This is a genomic window from Williamsia sp. Leaf354 (assembly GCF_001424365.1).
Taxonomy (GTDB): Bacteria; Actinomycetota; Actinomycetes; order Mycobacteriales; family Mycobacteriaceae; genus Williamsia_A.
In genome coordinates this window covers 452398-470675 of sequence record NZ_LMPL01000001.1, presented here as the reverse complement: position 1 = coordinate 470675, position 18278 = coordinate 452398, and the positions used below count along the sequence as shown (strand labels likewise).

Sequence of the window (18278 nt, the reverse complement as noted above, 5' to 3'; positions counted from 1 at the left end):
CCGTCCTGACCGACAGCTCCGGCACATTGCCGGAGCTTGGCCCCGGTTCGGACGATCTCGGTCATGACGATCCGGCGTCGGTGGCCCGTGCCAGGATGGAATTCGTGACCTCCTCCGGATCGACGCACGCACTGTGGCGTCCCGGCATCGGATTGTCGCTGTGGTTCACCGACTCCGACGGGGCACCCACCGCCACCCCGGACGAGGGCTCGATCCCCGGGCCGGTCGCCGAGATCGTCTCCGGCCGCACCCTGCGGCGCACCATCACCGTGCACGGCCCCGGCGAGGGCACGATACGTCAGGTGGCGTCGTTGACGCTGGGGCCGGCGGCCGCGACCGACCTCCTCGACGCCCCCGGCCTGCGGTTGTCGGGTGAGCTCGGCTACTACGCGTACCTCGCGGCGTCGGTGCGGCGCTTCGTCTCGGCCGGTTCGGTGACGCCGGCGCTGGCGTGGTCGGCGGGCAGCTGGTCGACCCGATGGGCGCCGCTGCCCGGCATCCCGTGGCGAGCGTGGATGTCGGGGGCGGTCTCGGCGGCACCACCGGTGGTGATCGCGAACGGCGGCGCCGAGGCGGTGGCCGACTTCTGCCGCGAGATCACCGACCACGAGTGCCGACGACGCTGTGACGGCCTGTCGCACGGCGTGTTCCGGTCGTCGCTGGTCCGCTCACTGCTGCCCGGTTCCGACGACGAGCTCCCGATGTCGTCCGACCGCGCCTCTGCGGCCTCGACCGCATGGCAGGAGTGGGCCGACGGCGTACGGGAGAACGAGAGCGCTCTGGTGCTCCGACTCCACGAGCCCGAGTACCCCGATGACGACGACCCGTACACCGTTCCCGACGATCGGTGGCGGCTGCAGGTGTGTCGCCGCAGCACCGACGGCCTCGACGTGCCCATCGATCTGCACCGGCTCGGCCCGCACGAGCTCGACGAGGTGACCACCGAGATCGCCGGTGCCGTGCGGGCTTTCGCCGGACTGTCGCGGGCCGGGCACGATCGCGCCACCCTCGACTTCCTGCTTGACACCGACCTCGTCACCGACCTCCTCGACACCGGGGCCGAGCAGCTCGGGCGTGCGGGCATCGTCGTGCTGCTACCCCGCACCCTGGCGGCGGTCACCCCGGCGCTGTCGCTGCGGGGCCGCACCGGCGTCGGCGCCACCGTCGAGCGGTCGGTGATGGTGGGGCTGTCGGAGATCCGGGACTTCCAGTGGCAGTTGGCGATCGGCGAGGATGTCCTCGACGACGGCGAGCTCGCGTCACTCGCCGAACAGAAGGGCGGTCTCGTCCGGGTGCGGGGCGTCTGGATCCGCGCGGAGGGGTCGGCGCTGAGCCGGGCCGCGGAGTTCATCACCACCCAGCGGGCCCTGGCCGCCTCCGGCCACCCCGCCGACATGGGCGAGCTGTTCGGACTCGTCACCGGCGGTGCCGACCGCCTGGGCGTGCCGGTGACGTCGGTGTCGGGCCTGTCGTGGCTCGACGAGGTCGCGGCCGGCGGCACCCTCACACCCGAGCCGCTCGACGCCCCTTCGTCGCTGGCCGCCGAACTCCGGCCCTACCAACACCGTGGGATGGAATGGCTCGCGCACCTCGCGTCGCTCGGCATCGGCGCCGTTCTGGCCGATGACATGGGCCTGGGCAAGACCGTCCAGGTGATCGCGCTGCTGTGCAGTGAGCGGGAGACCGTCGATGCGGATGCACCGGCGGACCGCCCGGGGCCGACGCTGATCGTCTGCCCGATGTCGGTGGTGGGCAACTGGGAACGGGAGATCGCCCGTTTCGCACCGCATCTGCGCGTGATGGTGCACCACGGCCCGGGCCGCGCGCGGCGTGACCCCTTCACCGCCGCGGCACTCGACACCGACGTCACCATCACCACCTTCGCGATCGCCACCCGCGACGCGGAGTCGTTGCGGACCGTGGCGTGGCGCCATGTCGTGGTCGATGAGGCGCAGCACATCAAGAACGTCGCCACGGCCGCGTCGCGCGCGGTCCGCAGCATCGATGCGCGACAACGGATCGCGCTGACCGGCACGCCCGTGGAGAACCGCCTCGAGGACCTTCGTGCGGTGATCGATCTGGTCAACCCCGGTCTGCTCGGGTCACCGTCGGTGTTCAAGGCACGATTCGCCGAATCCATCGAGCGCGAGCGCGATCCGGAGGCCGCGCGCCGACTGAACGCGATCACCTCGCCGTTCATCCTGCGTCGGGTGAAGACCGATCCGACGATCATCGCCGATCTGCCCGAGAAGACCGAGTTGACCGTGCGCGCCAACCTGACCGTCGAGCAGGCGGCGCTCTACCGCGCCGTCACCGACGACCTGATGCAGGCGCTCGGTCGGGAGCAGTCGATGGCCTCGGGCGACGAAGGACACCGGGTGCGAACGGTTCTCGCCGCGCTGACCCGGCTGAAGCAGGTGTGCAACCACCCCGCGCATTTCCTCGGCGACGGATCGGCCCTGGTCCGGCGCAACGCCCACCGGTCCGGCAAGCTCGAGTTGCTCGGCGACATCCTCGAGAACATCGTGGCCGACGGTGAGCGCGCCCTGATCTTCACCCAGTTCACGGCGTTCGGCGAGATGCTCGCGCCGTGGTTGTCCAAGGTGTGCGGCGACGACGTGTCGTTCCTGCACGGCGGACTCTCGCGGACGGCCCGCGACCGGATGGTCGCCGAGTTCCAGGACGCGGCGGGCCCACCGGTGCTGATGGCGTCGCTCAAGGCCGGCGGGACCGGGCTGAACCTCACCGCCGCGAACCACGTCGTGCACCTCGACCGGTGGTGGAACCCCGCGGTGGAGGCCCAGGCCACCGACCGCGCCTACCGCATCGGACAGACCAAACGGGTCGAGGTGCGCACATTCGTGTGCGTCGGGACGATCGAGGAGCGCATCGACGCGATGATCACCGACAAACGCGCGCTCTCCGATCTGACCGTCACCGCCGGCGAGAGCTGGCTCGGAAAGATCGACGACGACCAGTTGTACGACCTCATGCGCCTGCGCGACGAGGCGGTGGGCGAGTGAGCCCCCGGAAGAAGGACGCACCCGTCCGCGGATACGGGCTCACCGCGTGGTCGCGGGCGGTACTCGCCGTCATCGACCGTCCCGAGGACACCCGTCGGGTCGGCAAGGCGCGCAGCTACTTCCGTGAGCGCACGATCCTCGACGTGCGCGTTCGACCCGGTACGGTCACCGCCCTCGTGCAGGGCAGCCAGGTCGAACCGTTCGAGACGTCGCTGACGATGCGGACCGTCGAACCCGACACCGTCGTCGCCCTGCTGCGCGAGCGCGACGCCACCGACGACCTGTTGGCCGTCGCGCGCGGTGAACAACCGCGGATCCTCGGTTCGCTGGTGCTGCCCACCGAGCCCGCCGACGTCCGAGGCGACTGCAACTGTCCCGACGAGGAGCCGCGCTGCATCCACGTGTTGGCGCTCGGGTACGAGATGGCCGCGCAGATCGACAAGACGCCGTCGATCGCGCTGACGATGATGGGCGCCGAGATCGCCACGCTCCTGGCCCATCTGCGCGACGACACCGACGAGCCGACCCGGCCGGTCCGCGTCCGCGCGCCCGCGGTCGTCGACTTCTACGGTTCCGGGTTCACACCGCCGCCCCTGCCGAGCCCGCCGTCGATCGACGTGTTCGCCGATCTCGACGTCGCCGGCCTCAACCGGGCGCTGAGGATGTCGGGCGTCGGTCCTCTCGACCTCGGCGAGGTCACCGACGAACTCGCCGAGCTCTACGCCCGCCTCATCCGCACCCCGCAGACGCCCACGTCGAGCACCTGACCACCCCAGTTGGGCACGTAACGACCGCAGTTGGGCACGTAACGACCGCAGGTGGGCACGTAACCCCTTCGGTTGGGCACCACGTGTCCTCAGCTGCCCAACCGCGGTCCTTACATGCCCAATCGGGGTCGTTACGTGCCCAATCGGGGTCGTTAGGTGCCCAACTGGGGAAGGGGTCAGGCGATGAGTCGTGCGACCCGGGCGGCTGCGCGACCGCCGGAAACGAGCGCGCCCTGGATCGACGGGGTGTCGCGGTGATCGCCGGCGAACACCAGCCGCTCACCCACCTGCAGCGGACGCCGCAGAGGTGTTCCGGGTTCCTGTCTGGGCAACGCGCGCCGGATGTCGTGGCGTGTGATGACCCGCCACGACGCGGTCGTCGTGCCCCAGAGGCGATCGAGTTCGGCACGCACCTGCGTCTCCGGCGCGGGCCCGGTGTCGTCGAGCAGGGTCGTCGCCTGCACGAGGGTCTTCCCCGGCGGCGCGTATCCAGCTGCGATGGAACTCATCTCGGCCGTGTTGACAACGACACCGCCGACACCCGACACCCGCAGGAAGGTGTCGGAGGCGAGTCCGTCGGCCTCGAACCACCACGTGGAGAGCCCGCGCATCGGTGACGTGGCCGAGGCGGTGAGGGTCGCCGCGTCGACCGAGTCGGTGGCCACCACCACGGCCCGCGAACGCAGGACCGCGCCGTCGGCGGTTCGCACCGAGGGGTCGGCGCCGTCGGTGATCTCCTCGACGCGGGTCGAATACGCGATGTCGACACCGGCGGTGCGGGCGAGCTGTTCGGGGAACGCCTGCATGCCGGCGTTCGGCACGCCGGGTGTCGCCAGGAGGAAGCTGCGCAGCACGAGGCGGACGTAGCGGTCGGAGGTGTCGCCGATGCCGTCGGCGAGGACTCCGCTGAGGAACGGCGCCAACAGCGAGTCGCGCAAAGGTCCACGCAGGCCGAGGCGATCCCAGTCGTCGGCGAGCGCGGCGTCGGGTGCGGTCGCCAGACGGCGCACCGGTCCGACGGCGGGCAGGGCCCACCGCACCGCACCGGCGACCGCACATGGTCGCAACAGGCCCACGCCGAAGGCCGAGCGCACCGTCTCCGGCAACAGTCGGGGGTGTCGGGTCGGGTCAGCGATCGTCCGCGCGTCGCCCGAGTCGTCGACGATCCGCACGCCGCGCCCGGCCACCCGCAGATCGAGCGCATCGACGTCGACGTGCCGCTTCACCGCCGGGTACGAGGGGTTGAGCAGCTGAAAGCCGCGGTCGCAGCGGAATCCGTCGATCACGTCGGTACGGATCCGACCACCGGGCACGGCGTCGGCCTCGAGGACGCGGACGGTCAACCCGCGCAACCGCAACGCCGCGGCACACCGCAGACCAGCGATCCCCGCCCCCACCACGATCACGTCCGCATCGATGCCACTCATGCCTCATCGATACCACCTACGCGTCGGGCGGGCCGAACGCTCCACAAGAGAGTCGACGCCGTCTCCCCGGTGCGACGCCGACGCCGATCGGGCAGTTACGTGCATCGAGTGGGCACGTCGTCGCATCGAGTGGGCAGACCACGACGCTCGGCTCCACCGGACGAGACGGTTCCCTCGAGCCCGCTCACCAACCCGCCCGATCGACGCGAACAAGTGCCCGATCGACGGGGTTTACTGCCCGATCGATGCGAACAAGTGCCCGATCGACGGGGTTTACTGCCCGATCGACGGCGAATGCTTGGCGTCGGTGACGGCACGCTGGTGTTCGAGCACGGCGAGCAGCTCCTGGTAGGGACCGACGACGAAGGCGTCGTCACCCGACGCGAACTTCGTGCCCCGGCGCGGTGGGTACTCGAGATCGCCCGCCCCGCTCTCACCGGACGCACGGCGGATGGCGATCACGCGGGTGTTCGCCGACAACTCGCGCATCTCGACCCCGACGAGTCCACCGTCGGCCCGGATCCGGACCCGACCGACCATGAACGACGTCGACTGCACCGAGAACGTGCCGAGGATCTCCAGTCCCAGTGCGGCGCCGATGAACCAGGGCGCCGCCAGCTCCGCGGTCGAGCGGACATGCCGGAAGCCGAATCGCGCGGCGACGGCGTCACCCATGCCGCGGTCGAACACCCGCAGCACCACGGGGACGCCGCGACGGGACCCGTCGGCGAAGCGGTCGCCGAGCGCGCCGCGCACGGCGATGCCGGTCTCGATGTTGATCACGTCGTCGCTGGTCAGAACGGCGACGGCCGCCGAGCGATGCACGCGCGCATCGGAGAGTGTCTCGGCGACGGTGGCGTCACCCACGATGACCGGTATCCCCGCCTTGGCGGCGGCGGAGAGGAAGCGGTTCGACGACGACCGTTCGATGACCACCACGTCCCGACCACGCGAGCGGAGCTCACGGGCGACCCGGATCCCGAACGCCCCCAGCCCGATAACCACGACATGTCCGGTCATGAACCGTGCACGTCGTCGTCCGGCCGCCTCGGCGATGCGTCGGGAGATGAGCAGTTCGGCGAGGAACGCCATGATCATCGCGGTCGTGGTGAGGCCCGCGAACATGAGGATGATCGACCAGATGCGCAGAGCCGGTGGCTGATCGGCGAAGTTGAAGTCGCCGTACCCGACCGTGGCGACGGTCTCGGTGCTGAAGTACACGGCGTCGAGAACGCTCATACCCGGCTTCTGATATCCCAGTCGCAGCACGGTGGTCGACAACGCGAGCAGGAAGAACAGCACGCCGATCATGCGGAAGAAGTTGGGGTTCGCATCTTCTCGGAATCCACGGACGGCTGCGCGCACGCGCTGCGGCCGCGACGGGCGACGTGCGGGCGCGACCGGGGTGTCGTCGGCGGCCGTCGCGATCCCCTGGGCGGCGAACTCGTCGGCGGTGCCGAGCAGTGTCACGACATCGCCTGCGAGAACGGGGTGATCACGCCCCGGGCAGAGCACGGTCGCCGGTGTGGCCGCCTGCGACAACGCCGAGGTGTGCGTGGAGACCGCCAGCGGCGCGAGGTCCCCGAAGCGTTCGCGCAACGTGCCCGCCCGACCCACGGTGACGGTGGTCGCCACGAAATCGATGCCTGCGGCGTCGATGTGATGATCGCCGATGCCCAGGCACGCCTCGATCACCGAGGGCGCGGCGAGGTCGGCGACGTCGAGTACCGCCCCCGGGGTCGACCCGTCGTCCATCGCGCCGGCGACCGTCGCGTTCGAGAGCTGGGTGATCACCCGGACGTCGGCACGCAGTTGTCCTGCCACCAGGGCGGTCTCGAGGTTGTGGAGCTCGTTCTCCTCGACGCACACCACCGCGACGGCTCCGGCGATCCCGGCGTCGACGAGCGCGTCAGCGACACCGACGACCGCGGTGTGCGCCCGGATGCCCCACCGGGCGACGGCCGCGTCGAGGGCGGGGTCGGCGGTGCGCACCACGACGACCACCTGTTCGCCGGCGTCGAGGAATCCGTCGATGATCGGCACCGCGATGCCGGCGAAACCGCACACGATCACGTGCCCGGACGGCAACACCGTGTGCGGCCCACGCTCCGGTTGCCACTGCGCCACGTGCCCACCTCCGCCGTCACTCCCGGTGGAGTGACCTTACGACGGAACGTGGGTGATCAGCGCGGTGTGGAGGACGATTCGGCGATATCGAGCACGTGGGTGAACGCCAGCAGCGACGGGTCGTGGCGCCACAGGAAGGTCGCCGCCGCGCGCGAGAGGGCGAGAGAGTCGCAGCGCCACGGTGCGATGTCGGCGCAGCAGGCGCGGCCGGTGAGCACGAGGGTGTGCAGACGCGGCGTGCCCGCGAGGTCGGTGTCGCAGTGGCTCAGCAGGTGCCGGTCGCGCGTAGAGGCCAACGCGCCGAAGGTGAAACCCGTGAGGTCCGACGCCTCGAGGGCGGTGCGGAGCTCATCGGTGACGGCGTAGAGGTTGCGGGTCGCGACGACCGCGGTCGTGATCGGGTACTCGATCGCGACGTGACCCGACAGGGCGCGCGGCGGGTTGTGGGTGCGATCCCACGAGGCCGTGAGCAGCCGGATCGGTGCGGGCGGACGGAGCCGGAAGTGCCGCGGACCGTCTGCGGCGGCGAGGCCACGGTGGATGTTCGGCGAGACGGCGGGGGCGACCGAAGATGTCATGTCTCATGGGTACGCGGACGCCGACCCCTCCGGGAGTCGTCACCGCGTAAAGAATCCGCGGTCGACGTCAAGAATCCGCAAAGCCTGCTCAGCAGTGACGGGCGAGGGCGAGGGTGCCGAGGTCCCGGATCGCCGCGCACGAGCGGCGCACCATGGTCGCGAACATCTCGTCTCCGCGCGGGGACCGGGTGCCGTACGCGCAGCCGAACACCGAGACCAGCGGTCCCTGGATCATCGCGAACCGGTAGTCGTCTCGGCATTCGTCCCGGTCGTGGTCGGTGACGCCGTGCCCGAGCAGCGCGTGGTGGTAGGCGTCGACCAGATTGGTCTCCGCCGCCCTCCGCGCATCCGATTCGAGGGCGGTGCCGACGAAGAACGCGAGATCGCGGGCGGGGAGACCGATCCCGACCGTCTGCCAGTCGACGGCGAGTACCTCGGTGTCGCCGGCGTCGAACATGAGGTTGTCGAGACGGTGGTCGCCGTGGATGAGCGCGAACCGTTCCGACCGCGCGAGGCTCCACCGCTCGATGACGTCGCCGACCTCGCGCAGGGTCTCGACGTCGGCGGCGGTGAGCTGCTCACCGACCGCATCGAGGAACAGATCGACCGTCGAGGGGTAGAGCTCCGCCAGCATCGCCGCCTCCGCGGGACCGTTCACGGTGAGTGCGGGGACGTCCGGCGCGGTCGGGGCGAGCAGTGTCGGGTCGCACCACCGGGGGCCGTGCAAGCCGGCGAGATTGCGCACGGCGACGAGGGCCGCGGCGGTGGAGCACCCGGCGATCTGGTCACCCTGGTGGTGGGCGTAGAGGTCGGTCAACACCAGGGTGAACTCGCTGCCGGTGTCGTTCATGATCGCGAGATGGCATGCGGGTACGGCGATCTCGACCGTGTCGGCGAGGTGGGCGTAGAAGCGGACCTCCGCGGCGTAGGCCCCGGCGAGCATCTCGCGTGCGGCGGGGTCGTCGGCGGGGAGTTTCGCGACCACGGCGCGCGGCACCACACCCGCGTCGACTCCGGCTCCGGTCATCGTGATGCGGTGGCACGACGCGATCTGTCCGGTGCCGATGCGTTCCGCGGTCGCGGTCGCCACCGGTGCACCGAACAGGTCGGTGAGCCACTGCGGTGTCATGGCATCGACGTCGGTCACGAGGGGGACGGTCATCGCAGCCGCCCCGGGTTCGCGACAGCGCGGGCGCACTTCTGCGGCGCGAGGGTCGACCACGCCGGCAGCAGCGGCGCGATCTCGACCGGTGTGGCGCCGTGGAGGATCACGCTGTCGACGCCGGCGTCGAACTGGTCGAGGATCCGGCGGGCGCAGTGGGTGGCCGATCCGGTGGCGGCGGCCGAGGTCCACTCGGCCGGGAGCAGCGCACTGAGATGGGCGATGTCGTCGGGTGTGGCGTCGGCGTCGAACGCGCCACGGAAGGCCTGCACCCGTTCGTCGGCGCGAAAGTCCGCCAATCGCTGCCGATCCCACCCGTTGGTGCGTACGAGCAGATCGCCGTAGCCCTGCAGGTAGGTGGCGAGCCGACCGACGATGCGGCGGGTGCGGTCGGGCTCGGGCACCCAGTCGCCGACGGTCGCCAGCACCGACCAGATGCGGATGGCACCCGGATCACGTCCGGCGCGCAGGGCGGCGTCGCGGATGACACCCACCTGCCGCGCGACGGTGTCGTCGGTGAGGAAGGTGTGCAGGACGACCCCGTCGGCGATCTGTCCGGCGAGGCGCAGCGTCGCGTCGCCGATCGCGACGAGCACGATCGGGATGTCCTCGTCGGCGTCGATCTGCAACCGCAGGAACGGGAATCGGCCGGCGGGCCCGTCGTGGTCGATGATCGACTCGCCCCGCCACAACCGCCGCAGCAGGTCGACGGCGTCGGTCATCTGCGCGGAGGTGATCCGCGGCAGGTTCATCAGGTCGAACAGGACGTCGAAGCCGCGGCCGAGGCCGAGCGCGAACCGCCCGTGACTCATGCGGTGGGCGGTGACCGCCGTCGTCGCGGTCACCAGCAGGTGGCGGGTGTTGTGGTTGGTGGCGGCGGTCGCGACGCCGATCCGCTCGCTCGAGGCGGCGGCCGCGCCGGTGAGAACGCCGGCGTCTTTCGTCGAGTAGCGCTCGGAGAGGAACACCGAACCGAGTCCCAGATCGTCGGCGGTGCGCACCTCGTCGAGGAGATCCCGCGGTGAGTCGGTGTGGTCGGCGAGACCGTAGAAGCCCAGTTCCGCGTGCTGGGGGCGAGGACCGTCGATCGACACCGCATACCTCCGTCCTCGTCACCGGCTGCCCACCCGACCCTGGACAACCGACTGGACAGCAGTCTAGCGAGCGCGGGTGCGACCCAGGGGCCTTTTCACGCGGGCACACTGGAAGCCATGCGCACCGCAGGCCGTCCCGCTCGTCCCCGATCGGCGTTCGCCGCCGCCGTCCTCGCCGTGCTCGGCGTGATGCTGATGGCGGCGTGCGGGAGCGACCCCGGGCCCGCGGCCACCCACAACGCCACCGACGACGCCTTCGTCACCGCCATGGCCCGTCATCACCAGCGGGCGATCGAGGTCGGACAGCTCGCGGCCGATCGCGGAACCGACCCTCGGGTCGTCGACTACGGGAAGCTCATCGTGTCGCAGCAGACGCCGGAGCTGCAGAAGCTGAACGGGTGGAGCGGCCACTGGGTTCTGCCCTCGGCCGCCGCGGGCGAGGCGATGCCCGACGGGTTCATCACCGACGCGACCCTGGCCGGGCTGCGAGCCCAGTCGGGGGTGGCGTTCGATCGCGCGGTCCTGCTCGCGTCGGCCGACAGCGAGACCGGAGCCGCCGCGATGGCTCAGCGTGAGCTGGCCGCCGGTGTGTACGATCCCGCCCGCGAACTCGCGACATCGATCGCGACCGCGCCGACCACCCAGATCCCGAAACTGCGCGCCCTCGCAGCCCAATTGGGCTGACGCGTCACGCCTTCAGCTGCGGGATCGGCCCTGCGAGCTCTTCGAGGGCCGCGGCGAGGGCCTCGGCGTCGACGGCCCGCAGCGGATCGAGCACCCGCGCACGCACGCTCGCCAGGTGCGCGGGGTAGGCACGCTCGAGTCGCGCGAATCCGGCGTCGGTGAGCACGGCGCTCATCCCCCGTCGGTCGCAGCCGTCACGCATGCGGGTCGTGTCACCGCGTGCGGTCAACGCCGCGATCAGCCGCGTCATCCGGCTCGCCGACAGCCCCACCAGCGATGCCAGCTCCGTCATACGACATCGCCTGTCGGGCGACTCGGACAGGATGACGAGCACCTGGTACTCGCCCAGGGTGAGGCCCGACTCCCTTTGCAGGTCGGTCTCCAGATCGCGGGGCACCACGACCAAGGCCCGCGCGAGAGCACGCCACACCCGGCCCTCGACATCGTCGAGCGGTTCGGTCACTCCCACCACCTCCGGATCGTCACCCTGCAATGCCGATCTTACTTGCGTAGGCAAGTATTTCCTGGGACAGTACTTGCCTACGCAAATACATGTGGTCGTGAAGTCACGACCGACATGCCGTCGACAGGAGTCCCATGTTCATCACCGCCGTCATCCTCAGCGTCGTGCTCGCCTTGGTCAGCCTGGGTGCGGGCGCGCCCAAGGCTCTGCTGAAGGGACCGGCGGCCGAACAGCTCTCCGGGCGAGGACTCAGCGCGTCGCTCATCCGGTTCATCGGTGGAGCCGAGGTCGCCGGAGCGGCGGGCCTACTGATCGGCCTCGCCTGGCATCCGCTCGGCATCGCCGCGGCGATCGGCCTGCTGATCGTGTTCATCGGCGCCACGGTGTTCCACGCCCGCAACGGCGACTACGCCAACTCCGAGACCCGCGGCGCATCGCTGCCGTCGGTGGTGCTCGCGATCGTGTCGCTCGCGGTCATCATCACCCTCGCCGCCGCCTGACCGCCGCGGCGCCGCCGGGTCGGGTCACGCGCTCCGGTCGGTCGGGGTCCACTCGAACTCCGACTCGTCGAGCGAGCGCATGACCCGGATGTAGTGGGCGGTCGACGCCGGCCAGTTGTTGGTGTTGCGACCCGAGGCCGTGCGGTACCAGCTGGTGCAGCCCTGCTCCCACACGGTCTTCGACAGCGCCGACTGCAGAGCGAGATTCGACCGCCGCTCGACGTCGGCGCGCACCTGCACCGCTCGCGCCCGGCCGGCATCGAGGCGTTCGACGGCCTGCACGACGTACTTCATCTGCGCCTCGAGCATCAGGATGATCGACGTGTGGCCGAGGTTCGTGTTCGGCCCGTAGAGCAGGAACATGTTGGGGAACCCGTGCACGCTCACCCCGAGGTGGGCCTGCGCGCCGTCGTCCCACTCACGGTGCAGGTCTCGGCCTTCTGCGCCCGTGACCGTGATCCCGCGCAGGAAGTCCGTCGCGTGGAAGCCGGTGCCGTAGACGATGGTGTCGGCCTCCACGGTCGACCCGTCGGCCAGACGCACGCCGTCGGGGGTGATGCGGTCGATGCCGGTGGTGGTGACGGTGACGTTCGGTCGGTCCAACGAGGCCAGGTAGTCGTTGGAGATGAGGATGCGCTTGCAGCCGATCGGATGATCGGGCGTCACCGCGGCCCGCGTCGCGGGGTCGGCGATCTGACGCCGCATGTGCAGCCGTGACCGCAGACCCACGATCTTGAGCAGCGCCGGGATCTTGGTGAACCCGATCGACCGTGGTTCCAGCGTCGCCCAGGTGAGCCAGCGCGAGAGTCGTTGCAGCGCAGGCACTCGGGCGAACATGCTTCGGGCCCACCGGGGGTAGGCGTAGTCCGCCTTGGGGATGACGAACGGGGCGCTGCGCTGCAGCAGCGTGAGATGGCCGACCTGCTCGGCGAGGCGCGGCACGAACTGGATCGCCGAGGCACCGGTGCCGATCACCGCGACCCGCGCGCCGGTGAGATCGGCGTCGTGATCCCAGCGCGCCGAGTGGAACAGGTTGCCGCGGAACGACTCCGCACCCTCGATCGTGGGGATCGCCGGGTTGCTGAGCTGGCCGCATGCGAACACGACGACGTCGTGCACGGTCTCGGTGCCGTCGTCGAGACGGACGGTCCACGACGCGCTCGTGTCGTCGAAGGTCGCCGCGGCGACCCGATTGCGGAAGCGGATGTGCGGACGCAGCTCGAAGGTGTCGGCGATCGATCGGAGATAGTCGAGGATCTCCGGCTGCGGCGCGAACCGTCGCGACCACTTCGCACTCGGCGCGAATGAGAACGAATACAGATGCGAGGGCACGTCGCATGCCGCTCCGGGGTAGGTGTTCTCCCGCCAGCATCCACCGACGTCGTCGGCCGCCTCGAACAGCACGAGGTCGTCGTGGCCGGCGCGGCGCAGGGTCGCGGCCATGCCCAGGCCCGCGAAGCCGGTCCCGATGATGGCCACCGACTGTCCTCGAACGCTCATCTGCTGCAACCTCGTCACGTAGACGACATCGCGTCGTGCGATGTCCCCTTCGAGGCTAGCCATCCGAGACCCGCCCGAACATGCGATTGGCGGCCAAGAAGTTACTAGAGTTGACCACCATGACCCGCCCCGCCGACGACGCCACCTGGACGGTGTTGCGGTCGGCGCCGGGCTCGAGGCTGCTCCTGGACTTCGCGGCCGAGCACGGGATCGGCGAACGGGAGATGCTGGCCGCCGCCGGGATCGACGGCGACGACGTCGTCGGGTCGATCACCGCCCAGCAGGAACTGTCGATGCTCGGCCTGCTCGCCGACCGGCTCGGTGCGGTCGAGGGGCTCGGCGCCCTGCTGGGACAGCGCTACCACCTCACCACCTACGGGCTGTGGGGTTTCGCCATGATCAGCAGCGCGACGCTCCGCGAGGCCATCGCCGTCGGTCTCCGACTGGTCAATCTCACCTTCGCGTTCTGCCACATCCGGCTGCGCGACGCCGACGGTCGCGCCGCCTTGGTCCTCACGGTCGAACACGGCGTGCCCGACCGGGTCCGCCGCATCGTCTGCGACCGCGACATCGCCGCGATACGTGTCATCGCGCACGAGATCATGGGGCGCGAACTGGTCGCCGAGGAGGTCACGTCCACCTTCCCCGAGCCGGCCGACACCTCCGCCTACGAGGCCGCCCTCGGCGTGACACCGCGGTTCGACGCAGCCGAGAACGCGATCTGGTTCTCCGCCGAGCTGCTCGACACGCCGCTGCCGCAGGCCAACGCGTTGGTCGCCGCCGAGATCGACGAACAGTGCCGGGCGCTCCTGCAGGAGCGCAGGGTCCGCGTGGGAACGGCGGCGCGCGTGCGGGACCTGGTGTCGGGGGCGCCGTCGGAACCCCTCACCCTGTCCCGGGCCGCCCACGAGCTCCACACCTCCGAGCGACACCTGCGCCGCCAACTTGCGCAAGAGGGAACCACGTTGCGGCGCATCGTCAACGAGGTCCGCGAGGACATGGCCGATGAGCTGCTCTGCGTCACCGGCCTGTCGGTCGCCGAGACCGCACGGCGGCTGGGCTACGCGGAGGTGTCGAGCTTCTCCCAGGCGTTCCGACGGTGGAAGGGCATGAGCCCGAGGGCGTATCGACACCTGCAGGCGGAGGCATCGGGGGCGGGGGCTGTGGGGGCGGCTCCGGTCAGCGTTCGCTGACCTGGCCGTCGAGCACGAGCCACGAACGGTCGCAGCGCACCGTGTCGAGCATGCGCCGGTCATGGGTGACCAGCAGCAGTGTGCCCTCGTAGCTGTCGAGCGCCTGCTCGAGTTGTTCGATGGCGGGCAGATCGAGGTGGTTGGTCGGTTCGTCGAGCACCAACACGTTCGTGCCGACGGCCTGCAGCAGTGCGAGGCCGGCGCGGGTGCGTTCCCCCGGCGACAGGTCGTCGACGGCGCGTTCGACGTGGTCGGCGCGCAGTCCGAACTTCGCGAGCAGGGTCCGCACCTCGGCGGTGGGCCAGTCGGGTACATGGCTCTCGAACCGGTCGACCAGCCGTGTCGCGCCGGTGAACTCCGCACGGGCCTGGTCGATCTCGCCGATCGCGACGTTCGCACCGAGACTCGCCCGACCGGAGTCGGGGGACTGTCGACCCAGGAGCAGACGGAGGAGGGTGGATTTCCCTGCCCCGTTGGGTCCGGTGATGCCGATGCGTTCGCCGGCCTCGACCTGCAGCGACACCGGTCCGAGGGTGAAGTCGCCCTGGTGCACCACGGCCTCGCTGAGAGTCGCGACCACCGAACTCGACCGCGGTGCGGCGCCGATGGTGAAGTGCAGCTCCCATTCCTTGCGGGGTTCGGCGACCTCCTCCAGGCGCGCGATCCGGCTCTCCATCTGCCGCACCTTCTGCGCCTGCTTCTCGCTCGATTCCGCGGCGGCCTTGCGGCGGATCTTGTCGTTGTCGGGCGACTTCTTCATCGCGTTGCGTACGCCCTGGCTCGACCACTCACGTTGCGTCCGTGCGCGATCGACGAGGTCGGCCTTCTTCTCGGCGAACTCCTCGTACTCCTCGCGGCGGTGCCGGCGGGCGGTCTCGCGTTCCTCGAGATAGCTGTCGTAGCCGCCACCGAAGACCGTCGTCGTGTTCTGGGCCAGATCGAGTTCGAGCACGCGGTTCACGCTGCGGGCGAGGAACTCCCGGTCGTGGCTGACGAGGACGACCCCGCCCCGCAGCTCGCGGACGAACGTCTCGAGGCGTTCGAGGCCGTCGAGGTCGAGATCGTTGGTCGGCTCGTCGAGCATCACGATGTCGAACCGCGACACCATGAGTGCCGCGAGGCCGACGCGTGCGGCCTGACCGCCCGAGAGCGAGGTCATGGTCGTGGTCGTGGGATCCACGGCGTGGGAGTCCAGACCGAGATCGGCCAGCACCGCGGGCAGTCGCTCCTCGAGGTCGGCGGCACCGGTGGCGAGCCAGTGGTCGAGCGCCACCCCGTACGCCTCGGCCGGGTCGACACCGGGTGTCGCCGCGGCCGGGTCCGACAGCGCCGCGGCCGCGGCATCCATCGCCGTGGTCGCCTCGGCACAGCCGGTCCGACGGGCGATGTACGCCGCCACGGTCTCACCGGGAACACGATCGTGCTCCTGCGGCAACCAACCGATGAACGCATCGGCCGGGGCCAGGCTCACCGTGCCCTCCAGCGGTTCGAGGACGCCGGCGAGGATGCGCAGAAGGCTGCTCTTGCCTGCGCCGTTGGCGCCCACGACACCGACGACGTCGCCGGGGGCGACGGTGAGATCGAGGCCGTCGAACAGCGTGCGATGGGCGAAACCGCCGGCCAGGTCCTTCGCGACGAGCGTTGCGGTCATGGCCCCATCCTCACACCCGTTCGCCGGGACATCACACAGCGATCGCGGTCAGGTGCGTGATGTGGGTTACCGTCGGACAACCGACACGACCGAGTGTCCGATACATACCGAGGACGTCCCCATCTCCGTTCACGATTCCGCCGCCGCCTCGCCCGAGCGCCCGTTCGTCGCCCCGCACGACGACGCCGCAGCGCACCGCAGGCCGCTGTTGCCCGCCGACGACCCGTTCTATCGCGCCCCCGGCGGGTTCGAGGACACGGTTCCGGGCACCGTTCTGCGCTCCCGTGACGTGACCCTCGCGTTCCTCGGCGTCGTCCGTCAGCGCATCCGGGCCACCCAGTTGGCGTTCCGGTCGACCGATTCCCAGGGCGAGCCCATGGTCGCGGTGACCACGGTTCTCCTCCCGCCCGGACGGGAGCGGGGCGCGCAGTGCCCCATCGTGTCCTACCAGTGCGCGATCGACGCCATCACCGGCCGGTGCTTCCCCTCCTATGCGCTGCGTCTGCGGGCGCGGGCCGTGGGCGCTCTGCCCCAGTTCGAGTTCCTGCTCATCGCCGCACTCCTCGCGGAGGGGTGGGCGGTCTCGATCCCCGATCACGAGGGTCCTCGCGGACTGTGGGGCATCCCGCGCGAACCCGGCCACATCGTGCTCGACGGTGTCCGCGCGGCACTCGACCACGCGCCGCTCGGTCTGCGCCACGACGCGCCGGTGGGGTTTTGGGGGTACTCCGGCGGCGGACTCGCGTCGGCGTGGGCCGCCGAGATGTTCGCCGAGCACGCGCCGGAACTCAACGTCGTCGGCGCCGTGCTCGGTTCGCCCGTGGGCGATCTCGGGAACACCTACATCCGCCTCAACGGCGGACTGTTCTCCGGGTTGCCCGCACTCGTGGTGGGGGCCCTGCAGCACGTCTACCCCGATCTGCAGCGCATCATCGACCATCACACGACACCACGCGGCAAGATCGCGCTGGCGCGTCTGCAACGCGCCACCACCGTCGAGGCGGTGCTGCGCTTCATGTTCACCGACATGGACGACATGCTCGACCGGCCGCTGGCGGAGATCCTCGCCACGCCCGAGGTGCGGGCTGTGTTCGACGAAATCCGGCTGGGCCGTTCGGCACCGGCCATGCCGGTCCTCATCGTGCAGGCCGTGAACGATCGCATCGTCTCGGTCGACGACATCGACGCGCTCGCAGCCTCCTACGCAGCCGCCGGAACCAGCGTCACCTACCACCGCGACCGGTTCAGCGAGCACATGCTGATGCACCCGATGGCGGCGCCCACCGCGCTGCGGTGGCTGCGTGAGCGCATCGAGGGACGCCCGGTCGACGAGAACCGCCAGCGCACCACCTGGCCGACGCTGCTCAACCCGAGCACCTACCGCGGGATGCTGCGCCTCGGCGCGATCTCCGCGCGGGTGATCACCGGCCGCACGATCGGCCGCCGCGAGCTGTCCGAACTCGATCGCTAACCGATGGCGGTGACGGCGTCGGCGGCTCCGGACACGACCACCGTCGCTCCGGCGTCGCCGCGCGATCCCATCCAGGCGACCCGGTCGATCTCGTAGACACACTCGTCGAGAACATGGCCGTCCTCCACGATCTCCCGGCGACTACGGAGCGTGTAGCCGAGTCGTTCCGACACCGCGATGCTCGCGCGGTTCTGCGCCAACGCCCATGAGCGGGCGGCTTCGGCGTTCAGATGCTCGAACGCGAACGCGAGGACACCCATGCGTGCGGCCGTGCCGATCCCGCGTCGTTGATGTTCGGCGAGGAGCCAGGATGTCGTACCCACGATCCGCTGGGTCGGCCACCCGGTCAGTCCCGACAGAGATTGCAGTCCGACCGCGATCCCCGACACCGTGACGACGAGGTCCAGCGTCCACTGCGGCCGTCGGGTCAGATCACGGTTGTGAGCCACCCGCGCAACGCGCTCACGGACCAGACTGTCCGGGTCACGCCCGGCCAGCCATGTCACGAAGTGCTCGTCGCCGGGAGGCAACACCGCGCCCGGTGCGCTCGCGGCACGCACAACCTCGGCGACCTCGTCGTCGGTGGGCGGGTGCAGAAGCACAGCGCCCGAGGTGATCCGCAGCGCCAAGGTCACGAC

The 18278-nt window shown here is 70.3% G+C and carries 15 protein-coding genes; 6 read left to right on the top strand and 9 right to left on the bottom strand.

All coding sequences use genetic code 11. The features are described 5' to 3' along the window. The first annotated feature begins 95 nt into the window (after positions 1-95). Both ASG12_RS02165 and ASG12_RS02160 read left to right on the top strand, forming a co-directional pair. On the top strand, positions 96-3023 hold the full coding sequence (locus ASG12_RS02165; RefSeq protein WP_082501583.1) for a DEAD/DEAH box helicase: 2928 nt from the start codon (positions 96-98) through the stop codon (positions 3021-3023). Next, the gene (locus ASG12_RS02160) at positions 3020-3790 is read left to right on the top strand and encodes an SWIM zinc finger family protein (RefSeq protein ID WP_055784643.1); all 771 of its coding nucleotides are present in this window, start codon (positions 3020-3022) and stop codon (positions 3788-3790) included. The genes ASG12_RS02165 and ASG12_RS02160 overlap by 4 nt, the downstream gene beginning before the upstream one ends. A gap of 176 nt (positions 3791-3966) precedes the next feature. Here the strand turns inward: ASG12_RS02160 and ASG12_RS02155 are convergent, their stop codons facing one another. The 5 genes from ASG12_RS02155 to ASG12_RS02135 form a co-directional block, all read right to left on the bottom strand. Further along, positions 3967-5217 carry an FAD-dependent oxidoreductase gene (locus ASG12_RS02155; RefSeq protein WP_082501582.1) on the bottom strand — a complete coding sequence of 417 codons (1251 nt, stop codon included), beginning with the start codon at positions 5215-5217 and terminating at the stop codon, positions 3967-3969. Between the two features lie 273 nt (positions 5218-5490). Continuing rightward, positions 5491-7344, bottom strand: a complete 1854-nt coding sequence (locus tag ASG12_RS02150) for an NAD-binding protein (protein ID WP_235455835.1) — start codon at positions 7342-7344, stop codon at positions 5491-5493. A gap of 56 nt (positions 7345-7400) precedes the next feature. Beyond that, positions 7401-7922, bottom strand: a complete 522-nt coding sequence (locus tag ASG12_RS02145; RefSeq protein ID WP_055784640.1) for a hypothetical protein — start codon at positions 7920-7922, stop codon at positions 7401-7403. Positions 7923-8010: 88 nt separating this feature from the next. Continuing rightward, entirely contained in the window at positions 8011-9069 is a 1059-nt protein-coding gene (locus ASG12_RS02140) for a phosphotransferase family protein (protein ID WP_235455825.1), read from the bottom strand. Positions 9070-9080: 11 nt separating this feature from the next. Next, positions 9081-10178 carry a TIGR03857 family LLM class F420-dependent oxidoreductase gene (locus ASG12_RS02135; RefSeq protein WP_055784637.1) on the bottom strand — a complete coding sequence of 366 codons (1098 nt, stop codon included), beginning with the start codon at positions 10176-10178 and terminating at the stop codon, positions 9081-9083. A gap of 117 nt (positions 10179-10295) precedes the next feature. Here ASG12_RS02135 and ASG12_RS02130 point away from each other — a divergent pair, with 117 nt between their 5' ends. Continuing rightward, positions 10296-10862 carry a DUF305 domain-containing protein gene (locus ASG12_RS02130; protein WP_055784634.1) on the top strand — a complete coding sequence of 189 codons (567 nt, stop codon included), beginning with the start codon at positions 10296-10298 and terminating at the stop codon, positions 10860-10862. A gap of 4 nt (positions 10863-10866) precedes the next feature. Here ASG12_RS02130 and ASG12_RS02125 read toward each other — a convergent pair whose 3' ends face one another. Continuing rightward, complete coding sequence (locus ASG12_RS02125) at positions 10867-11325, bottom strand: MarR family winged helix-turn-helix transcriptional regulator (protein WP_156377888.1); 459 nt, start codon at positions 11323-11325, stop codon at positions 10867-10869. Positions 11326-11459: 134 nt separating this feature from the next. On the opposite strand from ASG12_RS02125, the gene ASG12_RS02120 reads away from it, so the two are divergent. Then, positions 11460-11825 (top strand): DoxX family protein, encoded by a 366-nt coding sequence (locus tag ASG12_RS02120; protein WP_055784631.1) that lies wholly within the window; start codon positions 11460-11462, stop codon positions 11823-11825. Positions 11826-11849: 24 nt separating this feature from the next. On the opposite strand, the gene ASG12_RS02115 is transcribed toward ASG12_RS02120, so the two are convergent. Further along, the gene (locus ASG12_RS02115) at positions 11850-13325 is read right to left on the bottom strand and encodes a flavin-containing monooxygenase (protein ID WP_055784628.1); all 1476 of its coding nucleotides are present in this window, start codon (positions 13323-13325) and stop codon (positions 11850-11852) included. A gap of 119 nt (positions 13326-13444) precedes the next feature. On the opposite strand from ASG12_RS02115, the gene ASG12_RS02110 reads away from it, so the two are divergent. Next, positions 13445-14518 (top strand): AraC family transcriptional regulator, encoded by a 1074-nt coding sequence (locus ASG12_RS02110; protein WP_055784625.1) that lies wholly within the window; start codon positions 13445-13447, stop codon positions 14516-14518. Here the strand turns inward: ASG12_RS02110 and ASG12_RS02105 are convergent. Next, complete coding sequence (locus ASG12_RS02105) at positions 14505-16169, bottom strand: ABC-F family ATP-binding cassette domain-containing protein (RefSeq protein WP_055784622.1); 1665 nt, start codon at positions 16167-16169, stop codon at positions 14505-14507. The two genes, ASG12_RS02110 and ASG12_RS02105, sit on opposite strands and share 14 nt — an antisense overlap. Here ASG12_RS02105 and ASG12_RS02100 point away from each other — a divergent pair. Then, positions 16168-17640, top strand: coding sequence for a lipase family protein (locus ASG12_RS02100; RefSeq protein ID WP_082501579.1), 1473 nt, complete (start codon positions 16168-16170; stop codon positions 17638-17640). The genes ASG12_RS02105 and ASG12_RS02100 overlap by 2 nt on opposite strands. Here the strand turns inward: ASG12_RS02100 and ASG12_RS02095 are convergent. Continuing rightward, positions 17637-18275, bottom strand: coding sequence for a GNAT family N-acetyltransferase (locus tag ASG12_RS02095; protein ID WP_055784620.1), 639 nt, complete (start codon positions 18273-18275; stop codon positions 17637-17639). The two genes, ASG12_RS02100 and ASG12_RS02095, sit on opposite strands and share 4 nt — an antisense overlap. Between the last annotated feature and the right edge of the window lie 3 nt (positions 18276-18278).